The organism is Streptomyces sp. NBC_00400, assembly GCF_036048035.1.
GTDB lineage: Bacteria > Actinomycetota > Actinomycetes > Streptomycetales > Streptomycetaceae > Streptomyces.
In genome coordinates, this window is the sequence record NZ_CP107940.1 from 5020153 (window position 1) to 5041635 (window position 21483).

The 21483-nt window shown below is 71.9% G+C and carries 16 protein-coding genes and 1 tRNA gene; 7 read left to right on the forward strand and 10 right to left on the reverse strand.

Annotation, left to right across the window (positions count from 1 at the left end):
- Positions 1-4: 4 nt before the first annotated feature.
- Positions 5-2728: a phosphoenolpyruvate carboxylase gene (gene ppc / locus OHS81_RS22095; RefSeq protein WP_328391328.1), complete on the forward strand. Its 2724-nt coding sequence runs from the start codon at positions 5-7 to the stop codon at positions 2726-2728.
- Between the two features lie 129 nt (positions 2729-2857).
- On the opposite strand, the gene OHS81_RS22100 is transcribed toward ppc, so the two are convergent.
- The 7 genes from OHS81_RS22100 to OHS81_RS22130 all read right to left on the reverse strand — a co-directional run bounded on the left by OHS81_RS22100 (position 2858) and on the right by OHS81_RS22130 (position 8588).
- Positions 2858-3382, reverse strand: a complete 525-nt coding sequence (locus OHS81_RS22100; protein WP_328386411.1) for a hypothetical protein — start codon at positions 3380-3382, stop codon at positions 2858-2860.
- 79 nt (positions 3383-3461) lie between these two features.
- Positions 3462-4049 (reverse strand): aminoacyl-tRNA hydrolase, encoded by a 588-nt coding sequence (gene pth / locus OHS81_RS22105; RefSeq protein ID WP_328386412.1) that lies wholly within the window; start codon positions 4047-4049, stop codon positions 3462-3464.
- A gap of 144 nt (positions 4050-4193) precedes the next feature.
- On the reverse strand, positions 4194-4787 hold the full coding sequence (locus OHS81_RS22110) for a 50S ribosomal protein L25/general stress protein Ctc (RefSeq protein WP_328386413.1): 594 nt from the start codon (positions 4785-4787) through the stop codon (positions 4194-4196).
- A 207-nt stretch (positions 4788-4994) separates the two neighbouring features.
- Complete coding sequence (locus OHS81_RS22115) at positions 4995-5969, reverse strand: ribose-phosphate diphosphokinase (protein WP_328386414.1); 975 nt, start codon at positions 5967-5969, stop codon at positions 4995-4997.
- 73 nt (positions 5970-6042) lie between these two features.
- Positions 6043-7500, reverse strand: coding sequence for a bifunctional UDP-N-acetylglucosamine diphosphorylase/glucosamine-1-phosphate N-acetyltransferase GlmU (gene glmU / locus OHS81_RS22120; RefSeq protein ID WP_328386415.1), 1458 nt, complete (start codon positions 7498-7500; stop codon positions 6043-6045).
- A gap of 132 nt (positions 7501-7632) precedes the next feature.
- Positions 7633-7704: transfer RNA gene (locus OHS81_RS22125), tRNA-Gln, on the reverse strand.
- Positions 7705-7733: 29 nt separating this feature from the next.
- Positions 7734-8588, reverse strand: coding sequence for a hypothetical protein (locus tag OHS81_RS22130; RefSeq protein ID WP_328386416.1), 855 nt, complete (start codon positions 8586-8588; stop codon positions 7734-7736).
- A 156-nt stretch (positions 8589-8744) separates the two neighbouring features.
- Between OHS81_RS22130 and OHS81_RS22135 the strand changes: the two genes are divergently transcribed.
- Positions 8745-10247 (forward strand): sensor histidine kinase, encoded by a 1503-nt coding sequence (locus OHS81_RS22135; RefSeq protein WP_328386417.1) that lies wholly within the window; start codon positions 8745-8747, stop codon positions 10245-10247.
- 550 nt (positions 10248-10797) lie between these two features.
- On the opposite strand, the gene OHS81_RS22140 is transcribed toward OHS81_RS22135, so the two are convergent.
- Together OHS81_RS22140 and OHS81_RS22145 are read right to left on the reverse strand one after the other, a co-directional pair.
- Positions 10798-11352, reverse strand: a complete 555-nt coding sequence (locus OHS81_RS22140) for an SUKH-3 domain-containing protein (protein ID WP_328386418.1) — start codon at positions 11350-11352, stop codon at positions 10798-10800.
- A gap of 8 nt (positions 11353-11360) precedes the next feature.
- A complete protein-coding gene (locus tag OHS81_RS22145; RefSeq protein WP_328386419.1) occupies positions 11361-11900 on the reverse strand; it encodes a YwqJ-related putative deaminase in 540 nt (179 codons plus the stop codon).
- 321 nt (positions 11901-12221) lie between these two features.
- On the opposite strand from OHS81_RS22145, the gene OHS81_RS22150 reads away from it, so the two are divergent.
- The 4 genes from OHS81_RS22150 (at position 12222) to OHS81_RS22165 (ending at position 18700) form a co-directional block, all read left to right on the forward strand.
- Positions 12222-13229, forward strand: coding sequence for an SMI1/KNR4 family protein (locus tag OHS81_RS22150; protein ID WP_328386420.1), 1008 nt, complete (start codon positions 12222-12224; stop codon positions 13227-13229).
- 5 nt (positions 13230-13234) lie between these two features.
- Positions 13235-16279, forward strand: a complete 3045-nt coding sequence (locus OHS81_RS22155; RefSeq protein ID WP_328386421.1) for an SUKH-4 family immunity protein — start codon at positions 13235-13237, stop codon at positions 16277-16279.
- 205 nt (positions 16280-16484) lie between these two features.
- The gene (locus OHS81_RS22160; protein WP_328391330.1) at positions 16485-17480 is read left to right on the forward strand and encodes an LCP family protein; all 996 of its coding nucleotides are present in this window, start codon (positions 16485-16487) and stop codon (positions 17478-17480) included.
- A 164-nt stretch (positions 17481-17644) separates the two neighbouring features.
- Positions 17645-18700: a cellulose-binding protein gene (locus OHS81_RS22165; RefSeq protein WP_328386422.1), complete on the forward strand. Its 1056-nt coding sequence runs from the start codon at positions 17645-17647 to the stop codon at positions 18698-18700.
- Positions 18701-18766: 66 nt separating this feature from the next.
- Here the strand turns inward: OHS81_RS22165 and OHS81_RS22170 are convergent, their stop codons facing one another.
- The gene (locus OHS81_RS22170; protein WP_328391332.1) at positions 18767-20269 is read right to left on the reverse strand and encodes an MFS transporter; all 1503 of its coding nucleotides are present in this window, start codon (positions 20267-20269) and stop codon (positions 18767-18769) included.
- Between the two features lie 512 nt (positions 20270-20781).
- Here OHS81_RS22170 and OHS81_RS22175 point away from each other — a divergent pair.
- Positions 20782-21366 (forward strand): phospholipase A2, encoded by a 585-nt coding sequence (locus tag OHS81_RS22175; RefSeq protein WP_328386423.1) that lies wholly within the window; start codon positions 20782-20784, stop codon positions 21364-21366.
- Positions 21367-21483: the final 117 nt, after the last annotated feature.

Consider the following 21483-nt stretch of genomic DNA (forward strand, 5'->3'; position numbering starts at 1 on the left):
GCCCATCGAGAGCCTCGACCCCGGCCCGAGCGACAACATCGCCCTGCGCGCCGACATCCGCCGTCTCGGCGACCTCCTCGGCGAAACCCTTGTCCGCCAGGAAGGCCGGGAGCTCCTCGACCTCGTCGAGCAGGTCCGCGCCCTGACCCGCTCCGACGGCGAAGCCGCCGCCCGGCTCCTGGGCGACACCGACCTGGCCACCGCCGCCAAGCTGGTGCGTGCCTTCTCCACGTACTTCCACCTCGCCAACGTCACCGAGCAGGTGCACCGCGGGCGTGAGCTGGGCGCCAAGCGTGCCGCCGAGGGCAGCATCCTCGCCCGCACCGCCGACATGCTCAAGGACGCCGACCCCGAGCACCTGAAGGCGACCGCCCGCAACCTCGGAGTGCGCCCCGTCTTCACCGCGCACCCCACCGAGGCCGCCCGGCGCTCCGTCCTCACCAAGCTCCGCAAGGTCGCCGAGCTGCTGGACAGCACGGACTCCGAGCGCCGCCGCGCCGACCTCCGCCTCGCCGAGAACATCGACCTCATCTGGCAGACCGACGAGCTGCGCGTCGCCCGCCCGGAGCCCACCGACGAGGCCCGCAACGCCATCTACTACCTCGACGAGCTGGGCCGCGGCGCCGTCGGCGACGTCCTCGAAGACCTCGCCGCCGAGCTGGAGCGGGCCGGCACCGAGCTGCCCGCCGGCACCCGCCCGCTCACCTTCGGTACCTGGATCGGCGGCGACCGCGACGGCAACCCCAACGTCACCCCGCAGGTCACCTGGGACGTCCTGCTCCTCCAGCACGAGCACGGCATCACCGACGCCCTGGAGCACGTCGACGAACTGCGCGGCGCGCTGTCCAACTCCATCCGCAACTGCGGCGCCACCGACGAACTGCTGGAATCCCTCCGGCACGACCTCGACCTCCTCCCCGAGATCAGCCCCCGCTACAAGCGGCTGAACAGCGAGGAGCCCTACCGCCTCAAGGCGACCTGCATCCGCCAGAAGCTCGTCAACACCCGCGAACGTCTCGCCGGCGACACCCCCCACGTCCCCGGCCGCGACTACCTCGGCACCGCGGAACTCCTCGACGACCTGGCCCTCATCCAGACCTCGCTGCGCGAGCACCGCGGCGGCCTGGTCGCCGACGGCCGTCTGGAGCGCACCCTGCGCACCATCGCCGCCTTCGGCCTGCAGCTCGCCACCATGGACGTCCGCGAGCACGCCGACGCCCACCACCACGCCCTCGGCCAGCTCTTCGACCGCCTCGGCGAGGAATCCTGGCGCTACGCGGACATGCCGCGCGACTACCGCCGCAAGCTCCTCGCCAAGGAACTGCGCTCCCGCCGCCCGCTGGCCCCCACCCCGGCCCCGCTCGACGAGGCCGGCGCCAAGACCCTCGGCGTCTTCCGCACCATCGGCAAGGCCAAGGAGACCTTCGGCCCCGAGGTCGTCGAGTCCTACATCATCTCCATGTGCGCCGGCTCCGACGACGTCTTCGCCGCCGCCGTCCTCGCCCGCGAGGCCGGACTGATCGACCTGCACGCCGGCTGGGCCAAGATCGGCATCGTCCCGCTCCTGGAGACCACCGACGAGCTGAAGATCGCCGACCAGCTGCTCGACGAGATGCTCGCCGACCCCTCCTACCGGCGCCTGGTCGCCCTGCGCGGCGACGTCCAGGAGGTCATGCTCGGCTACTCCGACTCCTCCAAGTTCGGCGGCATCACCACCTCCCAGTGGGAGATCCACCGCGCCCAGCGCCTGCTGCGCGACGTCGCCCACCGCCACGGCGTACGGCTGCGCCTCTTCCACGGCCGCGGCGGCACCGTCGGCCGCGGCGGCGGCCCCTCCCACGACGCGATCCTCGCCCAGCCCTACGGCACCCTCGAAGGCGAGATCAAGGTCACCGAACAGGGCGAGGTCATCTCCGACAAGTACCTGGTGCCGTCGCTGGCACGGGAGAACCTGGAACTGACGGTCGCCGCCACCCTCCAGGCCTCCGCCCTGCACACCGCCCCCCGGCAGTCCGACGAGGCCCTGGCCCGCTGGGACGCCGCCATGGAAACCGTCTCCGAGGCGGCCCACGGCTCCTACCGGCGCCTGGTCGAGGACCCCGACCTGCCCGCGTACTTCTTCGCCTCCACCCCCGTCGACCAGCTCGCCGAGCTCCACCTCGGCTCGCGCCCCTCGCGCCGCCCCGACTCCGGCGCCGGCCTCGACGGACTGCGCGCCATCCCGTGGGTCTTCGGCTGGACCCAGTCCCGCCAGATCGTCCCCGGCTGGTACGGCGTCGGCACCGGCCTCAAGGCCGCCCGCGAAGCCGGACTCGACAGCGTCCTGGACGAGATGTCCGAGCACTGGCACTTCTTCCGCAACTTCCTGTCCAACGTCACCATGACGCTGGCCAAGACCGACCTGCGGATCGCCCAGCACTACGTCGACACCCTCGTGCCCGACGAGCTCAAGCACGTCTTCGACGTCATCAAGGCCGAACACGAACTCACCGTCGCCGAGGTCCTGCGGGTCACCGGGGAGAAGACGCTCCTCGACTCCAACCCGGTCCTCAAGCAGACCTTCCACATCCGCGACGCCTACCTGGACCCGATCTCCTACCTCCAGGTCTCGCTGCTGGACCGCCAGCGCAGCGCCGCCGAGCGCGGCGAGGAGCCGGACCCGGTCCTCGCCCGCGCCCTGCTGCTCACCGTCAACGGCGTCGCCGCCGGACTGCGCAACACCGGCTGACACCACCCGGCAAGGCACACGACGGCGGCCCGCCCTCTCCACCGAGAGGGCGGGCCGCCGTCGTACCGTCTGCCGTCGTACCGTCTGCCGTCGTACCGTCTGCCGTCGTACCGTCTGCAGCCGTACCGCCTACAGCGCAGCGAACGCCGCGCCCAGCAATACCGCTCCCAACAACCCCATCACCCACGCCGTCCGCCGCAGCCGCATCCCCCCGGCCACCACCAGCGCCGCCAGCAGCAACGACCCCGCGAACGGCACCCACGCATGCAGGATCCCGGCCGTCCCGGTCCGCACCGCACGCGCCGTCCCCGGCTCGACCGTCACCTCGACCCGCTCGCCCCGGCCCCCCGCCGCCGCCTCCGCGATCGTCACCCGCGACCGCGGCCGGCCGTCGCCCCCCGTCGGCACATACGACCCGGTGCACCGCTCCGCCGCACACGCCGACACCGTCATCATTCCGCGCTCCCGCGCCTTGACGAGCATCGCGTACTGCGCCGTGTGCCACGACGTCCACACCCCCGCCACCAGCAGGAGCAGCGCCAGCAGACCCATCACCCCGGTCCTGGCCAGCAGCAGCGCACCGTAAGCGCTCTCACCGACCCGCCGGGTACGACTCCGTCTGACCGCTTTGGTGCGCGTACTGCTTCTGGGCATGGCGGCGATCCTTGGCCATAACCCGCACCCGGTCAACCTCCGACCACGGTTCGTCAGAGCCTGCCCCCCGCTGTCCCATTCAGGAGTTGTACGTACTCTGCGCCCGTTCCAGACCGTCCACGATCAGCGTCTCCACCGCATCTGCGGCACGGTCCACGAAATAATCCAGCTCGCGCCGCTCCGCCGAGGAAAAATCCTTCAGCACGAAATCCGCGACCTGCATACGGCCCGGCGGACGCCCGATCCCGAACCGCACCCGGTGATACTCCGCACCCAGCGATTTCGTGATCGACTTCAGGCCGTTGTGACCGTTGTCACCACCACCCAGCTTCAGCCGCAACGCACCGTAATCGATATCCAACTCATCATGAATCGCAATGATGTTGCCGACCGGCACCTTGTAGAAATCCCGCAACGCCGTCGTCGGCCCACCCGACAGATTCATGAAAGACAACGGCTTCGCCACCACGACACGACGACTCGTCGGACCGGGCGCACCACAACGCCCCTCCACCACCTGCGCCCGCGCCTTGTGCGCCTTGAAACGGCCCCCCATCCGTTCCGCCAGCAATTCCGCCACCATGAAACCCACATTGTGGCGATTACGCGCATACTCCGGGCCCGGATTACCCAGCCCCACCACCAGCCACGGATCAGCGTCCGCCATCTCAGCCACTCCCACATCCGCCGGCAACCCCGCACCGGCCCCGACCGCAACTGCCCATGAAACAGGCCAACCGCCACCCCGCGCCCCAAGGCGCGCGGCAGCGGCTGGACCACTCGCCGGGGAAACCCCTCAGCGAAGAAAGCCTCAGGCCTCGGCGCCTTCGCCCTCACCCTCGGCGGACTCCTCGGCCGGAGCCTCGACCTGCGCCGCGACAACCTGCAGCACCACCGCGTCGTCCTCGACGGACAGCGCGGAACCCGACGGCAGGGCAATGTCCTTGGCCAGCACCGAAGCGCCCGCCTCCAGGCCCGCCACGGACACCGTGACCGACTCGGGGATGTGGGTGGCCTCGGCCTCGATCGGCAGCGCGTTCAGCACGTGCTCCAGAACGTGCTGGCCCGGCGCCAGGTCGCCCTCGACGTGGATCGGCACCTCGACGGAGACCTTCTCGCCCTTCTTCACGGCCAGGAAGTCCACGTGCACCAGGAACTGGCGGATCGCCTCACGCTGCACGGCCTTGGGGATGACCAGCTCGCTCTTGCCGTCGAAGTCCAGACGGATCAGGGCGTTCGGCGTCTTCAGCGCCATCATCAGCGCGTGGTTGTGGATCGCCACGTGCTGCGGCTCGGCACCGTGACCGTAAATCACCGCGGGAACCAGGTCGGCGCGGCGCGCACGACGCGCGGCACCCTTACCGAAGTCGGTACGAACCTGGGCGGTGAGCTTGACCTCAGCCATAACGGCACTCCTCGTATCGCAGAAAACATCTGGTGGGCGTTACCCGGCCCACGACAGACCTGCTACGAAGAGCGCGTCGATAACGGACAGCCACCACAAAAGGGCGGCCTCCCTCGCCGAGCAACTCGATGAGTCTACCCGGCCGGAAGGCCGCCCCAAAGTCGATCAGCCCCGGACTACCTCACAGGTCCGCCCGGGAGCCGGCGCTCACTGCTCCTCGAAGAGGCTCGTCACCGAGCCGTCCTCGAACACCTCACGGATCGCGCGGGCGATCGTCGGCGCCATCGACAGCACCGTGATCTTGTCCAGCTCCAGCTCCGAAGGCGTCGGCAGCGTATTCGTGAACACGAACTCGCTCACCTTCGAATTCTTCAGCCGGTCCGCCGCCGGACCCGACAGCACACCGTGCGTCGCCGTCACGATCACATCCGACGCACCATTCGCGAACAGCGCATCCGCCGCCGCACAGATCGTGCCACCGGTGTCGATCATGTCGTCGACCAGGACACACACCCGGTCCTTCACATCGCCGACGACCTCGTGCACGGTGACCTGGTTCGCCACGTCCTTGTCACGCCGCTTGTGGACGATCGCCAGCGGCGCACCGAGGCGGTCGCACCAGCGGTCCGCGACCCGCACCCGGCCGGCGTCCGGCGAGACCACCGTCAGCTTGTCGCGGTCGACCTTCGCGCCCACGTAGTCCGCAAGGACCGGCAGCGCAAAGAGATGATCCACCGGGCCGTCGAAGAAGCCCATGATCTGGTCCGTGTGCAGATCCACGGTCACCACACGGTGCGCACCCGCGGTCTTCATCAAATCCGCGATCAGCCGCGCCGAAATCGGCTCACGGCCACGGTGCTTCTTGTCCTGCCGCGCATAACCGTAGAACGGCACGACGACCGTGATGCTCCGCGCCGAAGCCCGCTTCAGCGCATCGATCATGATGAGCTGTTCCATGATCCACTTATTGATCGGAGCCGTGTGGCTCTGAATCAAAAAGCAGTCCGCGCCACGCGCCGACTCCTGATAGCGGACATAGATCTCACCATTGGCGAAGTCGAAAGCCTTGGTCGGGACCAGGCCCACACCCAGCTGGTGCGCGACCTCCTCGGCAAGCTCGGGGTGGGCGCGGCCGGAGAAGAGCATCAGCTTCTTCTCGCCGGTCGTCTTGATCCCGGTCACAGCAAATCTCCTCGAATCACAGTTTGCGTGCGCTCAACAAAGGTACGCCCCGCACGGCGCACCCCTTGCACGGTCACCGCTCGCCCTCGGCATCCTGGCGAGCAGCCGAAGCCGCCTGCGCGGCGGCGCTTCCGGGCCGCTTGCGCGCGACCCAACCCTCGATATTCCGCTGCTGGCCACGCGCGACCGCCAGCGAACCCGGGGGCACATCCTTGGTGATGACCGAGCCCGCCGCCGTATAAGCGCCGTCCCCGACCGTGACCGGAGCCACAAACATGTTGTCCGACCCCGTCTTGCAATGCGACCCGACCGTCGTGTGGTGTTTCGCCTCACCGTCGTAGTTCACAAAGACACTCGCCGCACCGATATTGGTGAACTCACCGATCGTCGCATCTCCCACATACGAAAGATGCGGCACCTTCGTGCCCTCGCCGATCGACGCGTTCTTCATCTCCACATACGTGCCGGCCTTCGCCTTCGGACCCAGATCCGTCCCCGGCCGCAGATAGGCGTAGGGACCGACGCTCGCACCCTCACCGATCCGCGCACCCTCGGCCACCGTGAACGACGCCACCGCGCCCGCACCCACCGACGTATCCGTCAGCCGGGACTGCGGACCCACCTCGGCGCCGGTGGCGATATGCGTGGCCCCCCGCAGCTCCGTACCCGGGTGCACCGTCGCGTCCGGCTCGAACGTCACCGACACATCCACCCACGTCGACGCCGGATCCACCACCGTCACACCGGCCAGCATCGCCCGCTCCAGCAGGCGGTCGTTCAGCAGCCGCCGCGCCTGCGCCAGCTGCACCCGGTTGTTGATCCCCAGGATCTCCCGGTGGTCGGCGGACACCGCCGCACCGACCCGGTGCCCGGCCTCCCGCACGATCCCCAGCACATCGGTGAGGTACTCCTCGCCCTGGCTGTTGTCCGTACGGACCTTGCCGAGCGCATCCACCAGGAGCTGCGCGTCGAAGGCGAAAACCCCCGAGTTGATCTCCCGGATCGCGCGCTGGCCCGCGGTGGCGTCCTTGTGCTCGACGATCGCGGTCACCGCGCCGGTACCCGCCTCGCGCACGATGCGCCCGTAGCCGGTGGAGTCCGGGACCTCGGCGGACAGGACGGTCACGGCATTGCCGTCCGCCGCATGCGTGTCGCCGAGCAGCCGCAGGGTCTCGCCGGTCAGCAGCGGGGTGTCGCCACAGACGACGATGACGGTGCCGTCGAGGGCGACACCGCTGTTGCTCAGCTCTTCCAGGGCGGTACGGACCGCGTGGCCGGTGCCCTTCTGCTCGTGCTGCACGGCGGTGCGGGCGGCGGGGTCGACCTCGGCCAGATGCGCCTGCACCTGCTCACGGGCATGGCCGACGACCACGACGAGATGCTCGGGATCCAGCTCTCGGGAGGCGGCGACGACATGTCCGACGAGGGAGCGGCCGCAGAGTGCGTGCAGGACCTTGGGGGTCGCCGACTTCATGCGGGTGCCCTCACCCGCTGCGAGAACGACGACGGCTGCCGGGCGGTTGGCGCTCACGGGGATGCCCTTCGGCTTCTTGGCTACTTCGGGTGGTGGTCACCCGAAGGATACCGGTGCGTATAGCAGCCGAAACGCGGGCGGGTCCTGACGTGGTGGTCAGGACCCGGAAAATGCCCATTCGATGGAGAGCTCCCCCGAGAGGACTCGAACCTCTAATGGTCGGACCAAAACCGACAGTGTTGCCCATTACACCACGGGGGATAATGAAGAGGGTCAAACCAGACATTCCGTCAGGCTGATCGCTCAGCACCCAACACTATGCCGTACCACCAGCCTTCGATGCGACGGTATAGCTCCGCGCTTTGCGAAACGTGGATCATCAGGCAGCCGTGGTAGTCCTCCCCGACGTTCTTGCGGACCGTCTTGGGGTTGTGTCTCTTGAGTGTGGTTTTGCCGAAGGCTGACGGCTCGGCGCCTGTGATGCCGGCCCAGAAGCGTTCCGCGGCCCCCGTGTCGGCCGACTCGTGGATGTGTACGTAGAACCGCAGCCGCTCATGGTTCACGCCCAGCAGGCGGAGCCATGCGAGGTAGACCCGGATCATGTCGGGGTCGCTGTTGATGAAGACGGCACGTTCGCTGAGGCGGTACGGCTTGCTCTTGCTGCCCTCGGACCAGTACAGGCCGACGCCGATCAGGAAGAGTTCCCGGTCGGTGAGCTCGCCGATCTCGCGCGTCGCGGCCTGTTTCGTCCGCTGCCGCTCCTCGTCGCGCCGCTTGAGTGTCGCCTCCCAGCCGCGGCGGGCGATGGCCGAGGCCTCTTCGGGGGTACGGGGTGGCGGCTTCGGCAGGTCCCGTACCCACAGCGAGATCGAACTCTTCGAGCAGCCGAGTTCGACCTGGATCTCGTCGTAGGTCCTGCCCTCCTTCCGCAGTTCGCGGGCCCGTTCGCGGAGGTCGTCCTTGGCGTTCGGGCGGCGGGTCCGGTCGGGGGCGGGGATGCCGTCGAGGAGGCGGTTGAGGATGTCGTTGTTGTGGACGTGGAGGCGGTCGCGGATCTGGCGGCGGCTGAGGCCGGCGCGGCGCAGGGCGACGGCCTCGGGGCGTAACGCCTCGTAGTCCGGCGGGTTGCGATGGGTGTTCGGCATGGGAACAGGATGCCGTGATCATGTGTGCGGAAGTGGCGAAAATGTGGGCGATTCAACAGTTCGGGCGATAACCGGCGGTAAGGGCTGGTAATGGGCCTGGTCTATGACCGGTAACGGGGCGGGGGATCGGGGACCGGCGCCCGTAGGCTGGGCGGTATGACCGCGACGGGGGCAAGTGAAGGTGTGGGCGCGCGGGGTGCGCCGGTGGAGGGGCCGTGGTGGTGGGCCCGGCGGCGGAGTGCGGCGCTGGACGTGTTTCTGGCGGTGGCTTCCGCGGCGGAGTGCGTGGGGGAGGGCATCAGTTCCGCGCACGAGGCACAGGTGCCCGCGCTGCTGGGGATCGTGCTCGGCCTGCTGGCGGGGCCGGTGCTGCTGGTGCGCCGGCGGTGGCCCGTGGTGGTGGTGCTGGTCTCGATCGCGGTGATGCCTGCGGAGATGGGCGGGCTGCTGAGCGTGGTGGGGCTGTACACGCTGGCCGCGTCGGATGTGCCGCGCCGGATCACGGCCTTGTTGGCGGGTATGACCGTGGCGGGGACGTTGGTGACGACCTTCCTCAGCCTGCGGGAGGACGTCGCGGCGCAGCAGGACTTCCATCCGCCGATGTGGTTCGTGCCGTTGATAGCGCTGGCGGTGGGGCTGGTGCTGACGGCGCCGCCGGTGCTGTGGGGGCTGTATATCGCCGCCCGGCGGCGGCTGGTGGAGAGCTTGCGGGAGCGGGCGGACGGCCTGGAGCGGGAACTGTCGCTGCTGGCGGACCGGGCCGAGGAGCGGGCCGAGTGGGCCCGCAACGAGGAGCGGACCCGGATCGCGCGGGAGATGCACGATGTGGTCGCGCACCGGGTGAGTCTGATGGTGGTGCATGCGGCCGCGCTCCAGGCGGTGGCGTTGAAGGACCCGGAGAAGGCGTCGAAGAACGCGGGGCTGGTCGGCGACATGGGGCGCCAGGCGCTGACGGAGCTGCGGGAGATGCTGGGGGTGTTGCGTACGGCCGAGGGGGCGGCGGGGCGTGGCGCTGCGGCCTCGGGCGCGCCGGAGCGGCTGGCGGCGGTGGCGTCGCAGGCGGGGGCGAAGGCGACGGGACAGGCGCGGGCGTCCGCCCCGTCCGCGGACGGGGCGTCGTCGTCTGCGGTGGCCGGTGGCTCCGGTCCGGGGGCGGCGGCGTCGCCGGTGTCCGGGGCGGGGGACGCGGATGCCGAGGGGCCGTGTCTGACGGAGCTGGCGGATCTGGTGGGCCAGTCCCGGGCGGCCGGGATGGCGGTCGAGCTGACGGTGGACGGGGCTGCGGAGGAGGCGGCCGCGGAGGACGGGTCTGCGGGGGCGGGGGCGCCTGCCGTGGCCGGGCGCCGGTATGCGGCGCGGGTGGAGCGGACCGTGTACCGCGTGGTGCAGGAAGCGCTCACGAATGTGCACAAGCATGCGCCGGGCGCGCGGGCGCGGGTGCGGCTGGCGCACCGGGACGGCGAGCTCGCCGTGCAGGTGGAGAACGGGCCCTGTGAGGGCGGCGCGGCCGATGCGGGGCTGCCGAGCGGCGGCAATGGCCTGGTGGGGATGCGGGAGCGGGTGACGGCGCTGGGCGGTGTGTTCGTCTCGGGTCCGACGGAGGCGGGGGGGTTCCGGGTGTCTGCGGTGCTCCCGGCCGCATGGCCGGCCATCGACTGAGGCCGCCTTCGGCGGGGGGTGGTGTTTGGGGTGGGGTCCCGGCTGTTGTGGTGGGTGCCGGGTTCGGGGCCTCCGGGGTGGGTGTTCGGACTGCTTCGCTTTACGTCCGACAACCCACCCCTCCGGCCCCGCCCCCTCCCGCCGGTTGTGGGGCTCCACCCCGGTGGGGGTGAAGGAAAAGACCAAAGACCCCAAGCATCGGCTACGCCACGACGCGGGCGAGTTTCTGGTTTTTGAAAACCTTCACCCCCACCGGGCGGGGGTCGCCGTCCCGGGCGGGAGGTGGTGGGCCGGAGGGGGTGGGTGTGCGGACGTAAAGCGAAGCAGTCCGCACACCCACCCCCGGAGGCCCGCCACCGGCACCCACCACGAACAGCAAGCGGCCCCCGCCCAAACCACACCACCCCCGCCGGAGGCGAAACGCGGCCCCCGCCCAAACCACACCACCCCCGCCGGAGGCGAAACGCGGCCCCCGCCCAAACCTCACCCCCCGCCGGAGGCGAAACGCGGCCCCCGCCCAAACCTCACCCCCCGCCGGAGGCGAGAGGCGTCAGCCGTACGACGCGACGGCGAGCCGGCTCGGCCTCGTTCCCAGTACCAGGGTTCCGAGGGCGCTGTCGAGGTCGGGGCCCAGGTACCAGTCGCCGGTGTGGTCGAGGCTGTAGACGCGGCCTTCGGCGTCGATGGCGAGGGTGGCCTGGCCGTAGGTGGTGCCGTCGGTGGTGAGTTCTTCGCGGCCGAGGGGGGCCACGTCGGTCTCCAGCGCGCGGCCGAGGTCGCCGAGGGTGCGGGCGAGGTGGAGTCCGTGCAGGGGGTTGATGGCGAACGGGGTGGGGGCGATGTGGCGCCCGGGACCGGGGCCGGCGATGCGCAGGTCGCCGAATTCGGCCCAGGCCTCGACGGCGGCGGGGAAGACGGTGTGGCGGTGGCCGGCGGGGGAGGTGTGGGCGCGGAGGGTGTCGGCCCAGTGTTCGGCCTGCTGTATGTCCCAGCGGCCGGGTTGCCAGCCGGCTTCCTGGAGGGCGACGTCGACGGCGGCGGGGAAGCGGGTCGAGTCGGCGCGGTCGTGGGCCGGGGTGCGGGGGCGGGGGGTGGTGGGCGGCATGGTGGCGGTCAGCTTCCTGTGGGCGTGGTGCCGCTGATGGGCATGACGCCGAAGTGGGCGAGGAGTGCGTCGCAGGAGCGACAGGGCGGGGCGTAGCTGCCGTGCTGGGGGTCGCCGTCCTCGCGGATGTGGCGTGCGGTGATCTTGGAGTGTTTCAGGGAGCGGCGGGCTTCGCCATTGGTGAGGGGTTTGCGGGAGGCGCGTTTGCCGCGGTTGCCCTCGACGGCGGTGAGGTGACGGGAGAGCAGGACGGCTTCGGGGCAGCGTCCGGTGAAACGTTCGCGCTGTGTGGTGGCGAGGGTGTCGAGGAAGTCCTGGACCAGCGGGTGGAGCGCGGGGGGCTGTTCGGCCTTGCTCGCGGTGCAGGTGAGGGTTTGTCCGCGTACGGACAGGGCGGCGCCGATAGTGGGGAGGATGCCGTCGCGGCGGTGGTGGAGGGTGGGCGCGCGATGGTCGTCGGTGGTGCCGCTCCAGCCGATGCGTGGGTCGCCGCCGGCGGTGCGGGGATCGCCTGCGGCTGAGTTGTGGTGGCGTGCGGTGGTGCTCATGGTGGTGCTTTCCCTCCCCGAATCCCCGTGGTGCTGGGGGTCTCCCCGCCAATGGTGGGGGAGGGTCAGCCTGCCAAATGTGCTGGGTGTTGCGGTAGTCGGGCGGCCTGTCGGCGATGTCACGGTGAGCTGACGGGGCGTCGGGCGCGGCGGAACGGGGCTGGTGGGCGGGGTGGTGCGCGGGGGGCTCGGGGGTGGTGTGCCGGTGGGTGACGCCGGTGTGTCGCGGGGCTGACGTGTGGGGGCAGGCGGGCGGGGGCGGGTGTTGCGGTACGGCATAGGCTGTGCCCCAAAGCCAGCTTCAGCCAGGGGGCAACCGCGATGACGACAGGTGGGCAAGGGCTGGGGGCACACCCCGGCCCCCAGGTGGCGGGAGGTACCGCCCCACCGAATGCGGCCTATGCCGGACAGGTCGTACATTTTCCGGACCCGGTCCGCGCCACGCGATACCCCGCCGGGGTGCGGATGGACGCCCGCGGTTTCCCGGAGTTCTCGCCGTATGCGCGCGCCGCGGCGGAGATCGCCGAGCCGCCGGAGGGTTTCGGCGTCGATGAGCTGCGGCTGACGGACTATGTGTCGGCGAATGCGGCCCTGCACGCGCAGGGGCACGAGCTGTGGATAGATGTGCCGGCCGTGGCGACGCCGCACGGCTGGACCTGGCATCACGTGGCCGGTACCCGGCGGATGGAGCTGATCCCGGTCGAGGTGAAGGCGCTGTTGCGTCATCACGGCGGGCTGGCGACGGCCGCGGTGGCACACGACCGGCGTGGCACCCGGCCGCTGCAGGAGACCCGGCCGGTGCATTTCGGGCTGCCGCACCGTGATCTGTCGGTGGGTGAGGAGCAGGTGGCGCAGGCCGAGGAGGCGCTGGGCTATCGGCTGCCGGGCGCCTACCGGTCGTTCCTGAAGGCCGCGGGCGGCTGCGCCCCGGTGGGCGCGGCGCTGGACGCGGAGTTGGGGCTGCTGGTCGACCAGCCGTTCTTCACGGTGCGCGACGACGCGGCGGTCAACGACCTGCTCTATGTGAACAAGTGCCTGCGGGACCACTTCACCAAGGACTACCTGGGCGTGGCGTTCGTCCAGGGCGGTGTGGTCGCGGTGAAGGTGCGCGGCGAGGCGCTCGGTTCGGTGTGGTTCTGCCCGTACGACGATGCGCGGGATCAGGACGGCTGGACGGTGCAGGAGCGGGTGGAGCGGCTGCTGTTGCCGTGCGGCGCGGATTTCGATGACTTTCTGCAGCGGCTGGTGGGCAATCCGCCGGAGCTGGACACCGTGGCGAACCTGATGGTCGACGGCGGTTTTGCGTACGCGGTTGCGGTGGGGGGCTGAGCACGGTGGTGACGTTCGCGCAGGCGCAGGAGCGCGCGGAGCTGTGGGTGAACGGTGACGTCCCGGCGCCCATGCATCGTGAGGTGCGGGTGCGGGAGTTCGATCTGGGCTTCGTGGCCTGGGCCGAGGACCGCGAGGGGGGTCCGTCGACGGATGGCGGACGGGCCCGGATGGTGATCGCACGGGACAGCGGGGAGACGACGCTGTGGCCGGGGCTGCCGGTGGGTGAGGTGATCCGGCGTTACGAGGAGGCGTACGGCGCCCCCGTGGACGGCGGGTACGGCGCGGCCGAGGCGCCGCCGCAGCGGATCGATCTGGAGGCCACGTCGTTTCTGCTGACGCCGCCGGAGTGGCTGCAGCAGGCGGCGGACACGATCGGCGGGCAGGGCCGGCGGGGGGCCGGGGGCACGGGTGCCGGGAGTACGGGCGAGGGGAGTACGGGTGCCGGGGGCGCGGGTGCCGCGGGAGCTGCGGGTGCGGCGCCGGCGGTTTCCCCGGCGGCTTTCCCCGAGGCTTCTCCGTCGGCTGCGCCCGCGCCCGCGCCCGCTGCCGCGCCGTCGGCTTCGGAAGCCTGGGCGGGGGTGAACGTCAACGGCACCGAGGGTGCGGCCGCTCCCGCGGGGGAGGAGGCAGCCGGGGCTTTCGGTGCTGCCGGGGCCCCCGGTGCGCCGACGCCGTGGGCCGGGGCGGACACGACCGACGGCGCGGGCGGCGAGGACCGCTCGGTGGGGCTGCCCGCGACGGTCTTCGCGCCGCCGCTGGCCGGTTTCGGCGAGGAGGACGACACCCCGCAGGTGCCCCGCGCCCGGCCGGAGGCGAAGACCGAACTGCTGCACGGCGGCAGTCAGTTGCCGCGTACGCAGGTGGCGCCCGCGCTGGATCTGCCGGACCGGGCCGGACCCGGGACGGGTCCCGGAGCCGGTCCCGAGGCCGGTCAGGCGCGCCCGGCCGGCGGGCCGGCCGGCGTCCCCTTGCCGCCGCCGATGCCTGCTGCGCCGCCCGCAGCTGCGGGGCTGCCGGACCTGCCGCCGCCGTCCGGCCCGCCGGTCGTCGACGTACCGCCGCCGCCGGGTGCCGCTGCGCCCGGCCCCGGGACGCCGCCCGCGCCGCCCGTGGGCGGTGGGGACGCCGGGGTGCATGCCGCGGCGACGATGCTGGCCGATGGTGCGTCACTGCCCGGTAACGCCGCCGCCGGTCCGCCGCCGCCTCCCGGCGTGCCCGGTCCCGCCGCTGCGGGCGACGCCGAGGCGCGCACGTCCGGCGGGCCCGCGGCGCCCGGCCCCGGCGCCTCTGGCGCATCCGGTGCGTCCGGAGCCCCGGCCGGTGGCTACGTACCGACGCAGATGGTCTCGCAGCTGGATGCGGCGGAGCTGGATCTCAGTGCGGTGGACGGGCCGGGCGGGGCGGGTGCGGCCGGCGGGTCCGGCGCTTCCGGTTCCGGTTCGGGTTCCGGTGGTACGGGGTCCCCCGCCGCGGGTGGTACCGGTGGTGGTGGGGTGCATGCCGCGGCGACGATGCTCGCCGACGGTGCGTCTCTGCAGGCCGGTCTCGCGGGTGCCGGCGGTCCGGGTGCTCACGGGCCCGGCGGCGGTACCGGCGGCGCAACCGGCGGCCCCGGTGTGCCGCCGCCCGCGCCTCCCGGCCCGCCCGGTGCGCCCAGGCCGCCCGGTCCCCCCGGTGCGCCCAAGCCCCCCGGCCCGCCCGGCAGGCCCAGCGCGTCCGCGGGCGGCCGGGGCGCGGGCAGCCCGGACGGTCCGCCTCCGCCGCCCTCCGCGCCACCCGCCCCGCCCGCCGCGGGTGGCGCCGGTGGTGGCGGGGTGCATGCCGCGGCGACGATGCTCGCCGACGGTGCGTCTCTGCAGGCCGGTCTCGCGGGTACCGGCGGTCCGGGTGCCCACGGGCCCGGCGGCGGTACCGGCGGCCCCGTCGCCCCGCCCCAGGCCCCGCCAGGTCAGCCCGCCCCGCCCGCGCCTGTGCAGGGACCGCCCGGAGCGCAGCAGGCCGCCGGTGCCCAGCCCCCGGGCGGCAGCGGCGCGTACGGCTATCCGCAGGCGCCCGGCGGTCAGCCGACCGTCGGCCCGGGCTATATGGCCGTACTGAGCTATCGCGCGCCGGACGGCTCCGAGCAGAAGATCGTGCGTCGTTCGGCGCCCGGTACGCCGCATCCGGAGTGGCAGCTGCTGCACGAGCTGCGCGGGATGAACGTTCCCCCGCAGCAGGTGCTGGAGCTGCACACGGAGCTGGAGTGCTGCGATCTGCCGGGCGGCTACTGCGCCCGGATGATCCGGGACACCTGGCCGCAGGTGCGGATCAGCCATACCGCCGCGTACGGCAGGGACCATGCCTCGCGTCAGCAGGGCGTACGGCATCTCGTCGAGCATCAGGGCGAGTTGCACCAGGTCGCGGACGGTCCGGCGCGGCCGGCGCCGGCGCGGGTGCCGTTGCCGCATCCGTCACAGGTGCAGCCGGTGCCCCCGGTGCCCCCGCAGGCGATCGGACAGGAGCTGGAGCAGGCGTTCGGACCGCAGGGGATCTTCCGTTTCGATCAGCGGGCGGTCTCCCGGCACGGCGTGCCCGAGGTGGTGGCGCAGACGCTGGTGTGGTCCGGGCTGCCGGTCGACTTCGGGCCGTTCTTCTGGGCGCAGGCGCAGCCGCACCGGCCGGTGCCGACGCTGGCGGAGCTGGCGGCGGAACGGATGGTGCAGCCCGCCTCGGATGCCGGGTCGTATCTGGTGATGGGCAATGACTTCGGCCGTCAGCTGTGTGTGCAGTACGGGACCGGGCACATCGTGGCGGTGCCGATGGAGGCCGGTCCTGGCGGTGCGCCCGCGACGCCGCAGTTCGTGAACTCCGGTCTGCCGGAGTTCGTGCGCTGCCTGGCGATGCTGGGGCGGATGTGGCGGCTGCGGTACGGGCTGACGCCCGAGCAGGCGGGCCGCTGGACCGTCGACTTCCAGGCGCAGCTGGTCGCGCTGGACCCGCCGGCGCTGGGTTCGCCGGAGACCTGGTGGTCGGTGCTGCTGGAGCAGATGTGGGACGGGCTGCTGTAGGGCGGTGACGGCGCTCCCCCGGGGGCGGCGGCGGGCTCCGCGGTAGCGGCATGGTCAGGGCGTTCGACGAGCGGGACGGGTCGGGTGCCCTGACCATGCGTATATGGGCCGTCCGATACCCCCGTTGTCGCAGCCGTCGTCGTCGACGCCGGCGACGCTGTACCGGGCGGGGCGCCCGCGCTGGTGGCACCGGCGGCGGACGGCCATGTCGCTGCGCGGTCCTGGCCCGCCCCGGCGCCGCTGGGCGTGGCTGGTCTGGCTCCTGGTGTCGCTGCTGGTGCTGGCCGTGGTGGTGGTCGCGATCGGGGCCTGGCTGTACGTCTCGGCGGGGCGGCAGCTGCGCCACAGGGACGCGCTGGCCGACTATCCGGGACGGCCGCCCGCGGGCAGGGGCACGAACTGGCTGCTGGTCGGCTCGGACAGCCGCAGCGCGCTGACCCCGCGGCAGCGCAAGGAACTGCACGTCGGCAACAACGAGGTGCGGAACACCGACACGATCATGGTGCTGCACTACGGCGATCACGGACCGTCGCTGGTCAGCCTGCCGCGCGACAGCTATGTGCCGATACCCGGCCACGGCAGCCGCAAGATCAACGAGGCCTATGCGGACGGCGGGCCCCAGCTGCTCACCCGAACGGTGGAGCAGGCCACCGGGCTGCGGATGGACCGCTATGCCGAGGTGAACTTCCTGGGGTTCGTGCAGGTCGTGGACGCCCTGGACGGTGTGCGGCTGTGTCTGGACAAGCCGCTGCGGGACGAGAAGTCGGGGGCCGACTTCGCGGCGGGCTGCCGGCGGATGAACGGCGCCCAGGCGCTGGCGTACGTACGGGCCCGGTATACCGACCCCGACGGTGACCTCGGACGGGTGAAGCGCCAGCGGCAATTGCTCGGTGCGGTTGCCGACGAGATGGCTTCCCCGGATGTCCTGCTCGATCCGTCCCGGCTGCAGCGGGTGCTGCACACCTCGCTGGCGGCGCTGACCGTGGACCAGGGGGCCGACATGGCGCGGGTGCTGGATATGGGCTGGTCGATGAAGCAGATCGCCGGGGGCGTCGGGACGGCGACGACGGTTCCGGTGGTACGGCCCGGGGTGATGGTGAGCGGTGTGGGGTCGGTGCTGCAGTGGGACGAAACCGGGGCGAGGCGGTTGTTCCAGGCGCTGCGCGCAGATGATCGGATTCCGACTTCTGGCGATAAATAACGCATCCTGGTGGGTGGGTGGGACGGAATGTCGCGAGGGTGCGGCGTTCGGTGCGATCCACCGGAAGTGCGGGTCACCGCACGGTGCTGCACGGAATCATGCGAGATGAAGCGGAACGCTGCGGGTCGCGCGACTGCTGTGCGCGGCGGAGAGGGGCTTGAGGGATGAGTGCATCGGTTTCGCCTCACGGGTTCGAGGCCGTACGAGGGCGTGGCTACCGGCCGGAGGATGTGGACCGCCGGGTCACGGGGCTCTCGGTGGACCGCGACTCCTGCTGGGAGCGCGCCGCACGGCTCACCGTCCTGTCCAACCAGATGGAGGCCGAACTCGCGGAGCTGCGCGTCTATCTGGCGCAGCAGCCGCCGCAGACGTATGAATCGCTCGGCAGCGAGGCCCGGCTGATCCTGACGACCGCGGAGTCCGAGGCGGCACGGCTGGGGGCCGAGGCGGAAAAGGCGGCCGAGCGGACGCGTGGCGAGGCCGCCGCCCACGCGGACGACGTCCGGGACGCGGCCGAGCGGGCGGCCTACGCGCTGCGGGCCGAGGCGGATACCCGGGCCCGGCGCACGGAGCGGGCGGCGCGCGGGGAGGCCACGGAGCTGGCGGCCGTGGCGGCCGAGGACGCCGAGCGGTTGCGGAGTGAGGCGGCCGAGGGGCTGGCGGAGGTGCGCCGGCGCACCGCGCAGTTGCTCAGCGACCAGGAGAAGCGGCAGACGGAGGAGTGGGAAGCGGCCGGGCGGGAACTCGTGGCGCTGGAGGCGGAGACGGACCGGTGCGTCGTGGAGCTGGACGCCCGCGGGAAGGCCCTCCGCGCCGACGCCCGGCGGCTGTACGCGGAGGCGGAGGAGACCGCCCGGCACCGTCAGGAGGACGGCGAGGACCGTGCCGCCGGACTCCTGGACCGGGCCCGGGCGGAGGAGGAACGCATCGCGCGGGCCACGGAGCGGATCCTGCGCGAACACGACGCGGAGCGCGAAGAGGTACGCGTCCACATGACCCATGTCCGCAACAGCCTGGCGGTGCTCACCGGGAAGGCGCCGGTGGCGGAGGGCGGCGACGAAGGCGCCGGGAGTGCGGAGGGCGGCGGACGGGACGGTGGCGCCGGCACCGCCGCCGGCGGCTTCGGCAACGGCTCCGGATCCGGCAACGGTTCCGGCGCCGACGAGGACGACACCCTGGAGACGCAGCTGCCCCGTCGGCGCGGCGGCCCGGGCGCCTGACCGCACCGCCCGCCCCGCCCGGCCGGCCCCCGCCCGGCTGTTTCCCACCGGCCACGTCCCGCCCGGCTACGTCGTGCCGCCTTCCTCCTCGCCCGTCCCGCGGGCGTCCGAGTGCACCGGGAAGCGCCGCGGTGCCAGCAGCAACAGCGCGGCCAGCGCGAGCCCGGCGGCCGTGGCGGCGCCGAGGTAGACGTGGTCGACCGTGGTGTCGACGGCGCGGCGGAGGTAGTCGGTGGCATGGGCGGTGAGGGCGCCGGGGTGCTGGAGGGCGTGGGAGACCGCGTCCAGGTCGCCGGGCAGGCCGGGGCGGATGTCCGAAGGGGCGTGCGCCAGGCGGTCGTTGAGGGTGGCGTTGGCGAGGGCGCCGAAGAGCGCGGCGCCGAGGGACTGGCCGACCTGACGGCAGAAGAGTATGGAGGCGGTGGCGGTGCCGCGCTCCGCGTAGCCGACCGAGGACTGGACGCCGATGATCAGCGGGAGCTGGAAGAGGCCGAGGGCGGCGCCGAGCGCCAGCATGATCAGGGCGGGCTGCCAGGCGGCGCCGGGGTAGGGCAGCAGGGGGAAGGCGAGCAGGACCAGGCCCGCCGCGCCGATGCCGAGCGCCGAGCAGGTGCGGATGCCGAGGCGGTTGTAGACGTGGCTGCTGAGGGCGGCCGAGACCGGCCAGCTCAGGGTCATGACGGACAGCACGAAGCCGGCGGCCGTCGGGCCCAGGCCCAGCACCGCCTGTGCGTAGGTCGGCAGGAACACGGTCGGCGCGACCATCAGCAGGCCCAGGGCGCCGAGGGCGAGGTTGACGGCCGAGATGGTGCGGCGGCGCCAGACCCAGCCGGGGATGATCGGTTCCGCGGCACGGCGTTCGATGAGGACGGTGACCGCGGCGCACAGCGCACTGCCGGCGAACAGCAGCAGCGACGGCGCGGAGTACCAGGACCAGGCCACCCCGCCCTGGACCAGGGCGGTCAGCAGCAGCCCGCCACAGGCGAAGATCGCCAGCGCACCGGGCCAGTCGACCCGGGGACGGCGGGCCCGCGCAGCGTGCCGGTCCCGCTCCGGCTCGGAGAAGTGCCGCACGATCAGCCAGAGGGCCACCGCACCCACCGGCACATTGACCAGGAAGATCCACCGCCAGTCGGCGTAGGCGGCGAGCAGGCCGCCCAGCGCGGGTCCGGCGACCGCCGAGGCGGCCCAGACGCTGGAGAGCCTGGCCTGGATCTTGGGGCGTTCCTTCATCGGGTAGAGGTCGGCGGCGATGGTCTGGACGGTGCCCTGGAGGGCGCCGCCGCCCAGGCCCTGGAGCACGCGGAAGGCGATCAGCGAGGCCATGTTCCAGGCACCCGCGCAGGCCAGCGAACCGGCGAGGAAGAACACGATGCCGGTGATCAGGATGGGCTTGCGGCCGAAGGTGTCGGAGAGCTTGCCGTAGACGGGCAGGGTGACGGTGACGGCCAGCAGATAGCCGGAGAAGAGCCAGGAGAAGACCGCGAAGCCGCCGAGGTCACCGACGATCTGGGGGATGGCGGTGGCGATGATCGTCGAGTCGAGTGCGGCCAGCGCCATGCCGAGCATGAGGGCGGCGACGACGGGGCGGCGCCGTGGGTCCGCGGGCGCCGGGCCCGCCGTCCGCAGGGCCTCGCGTGCGCTCTGGCCGGCCCCTCGCGCGCTGTTGCTCACCGTTCCCCCTCCGCGGGACCTTCCGCAGGTCCTTGTACGCTGCACCCTTCCATGCTGGGGCGGAGTGCGGAACCGCGCATCCGGGCCGGCGGCGGCTCGACGGGCTCCGGGGCGTGGCACGTTGGCGGTCTCGGCGCCAGGGGTGTTCCAGATCACAGCGGTGCGTGCGCGCGAGGGATTTGTGCGCATCGAATCTCTTTTGCGCATGAGCTTCATTCAGACATAGTGGCTGAAATATGCCTTCATCTCCCATGTCAGGGCTTGCGGAATGCGGGATTCCTTGAGGGGGTGCCCGGGCATTTCCTTTAATTCCCTCTGCGGGGCCGCACTGTCGCGCTATTTTCCTTCCCGAAGCCGATTTCGGATACGGCTTCGCATGCAGCATGAAATCGGGGAAGGGAAAACAAGTGAACACGATACGGACCTCTTTCGGAGGTGTCGTACTGGCCGGTGTCCTCGCTCTGGGGACGGCGGCACCCGCGCTCGCCGCGGCGCCGGCAAAGGAGGCGGTCACGACCGGACCGTCCGCCGTGGCGCAGCAGATCTCCACGGCGGACGTGGCCGGTCCCGCGGTCGGCGGGGCGTACCGGCTGGCGAAGCTCAAGTCGCTGACCAGCAAGGGGCAGGCGTCCCGGGACGCCTGGTTCAAGTACCTCGGGCTGTACCGCTCGGGCTCGAACTACTTCCGGTTCAACTGGAGCACCAACGGCTGCAACAGCTCGCCGGAGAAGCTGCCGGGCGGCTACGACTTCACCTACTCCTGCCACCGCCACGACTTCGGTTACCGCAATTACAAAACAATTGTGGGGAAGACGGCCTGGCGCCGGGACCACAAGAAGCGCATCGACGACGTATTCCTGCAGGACATGCGCCAGGCCTGCCAGTACAAGCCCTGGGCCGACCCGCTCACCCCGGCGATGCGGAAGAAGATGAAGGCCGCCTGCCTCAAGAGCGCGGACAAGTACTACGCCGCGGTCCGGGTCCTCGGCTGACCGGCGCCGCTCCCGGCCGGCGGCTCGCGCCGCGGCCAGGAGCACGGCCCCGGCGCGTGCTGTCCGGCGCGCCGGGGCCCTCCCGGGTTTGCGGCCCGCCCGGGTGGCGGGCGGGCG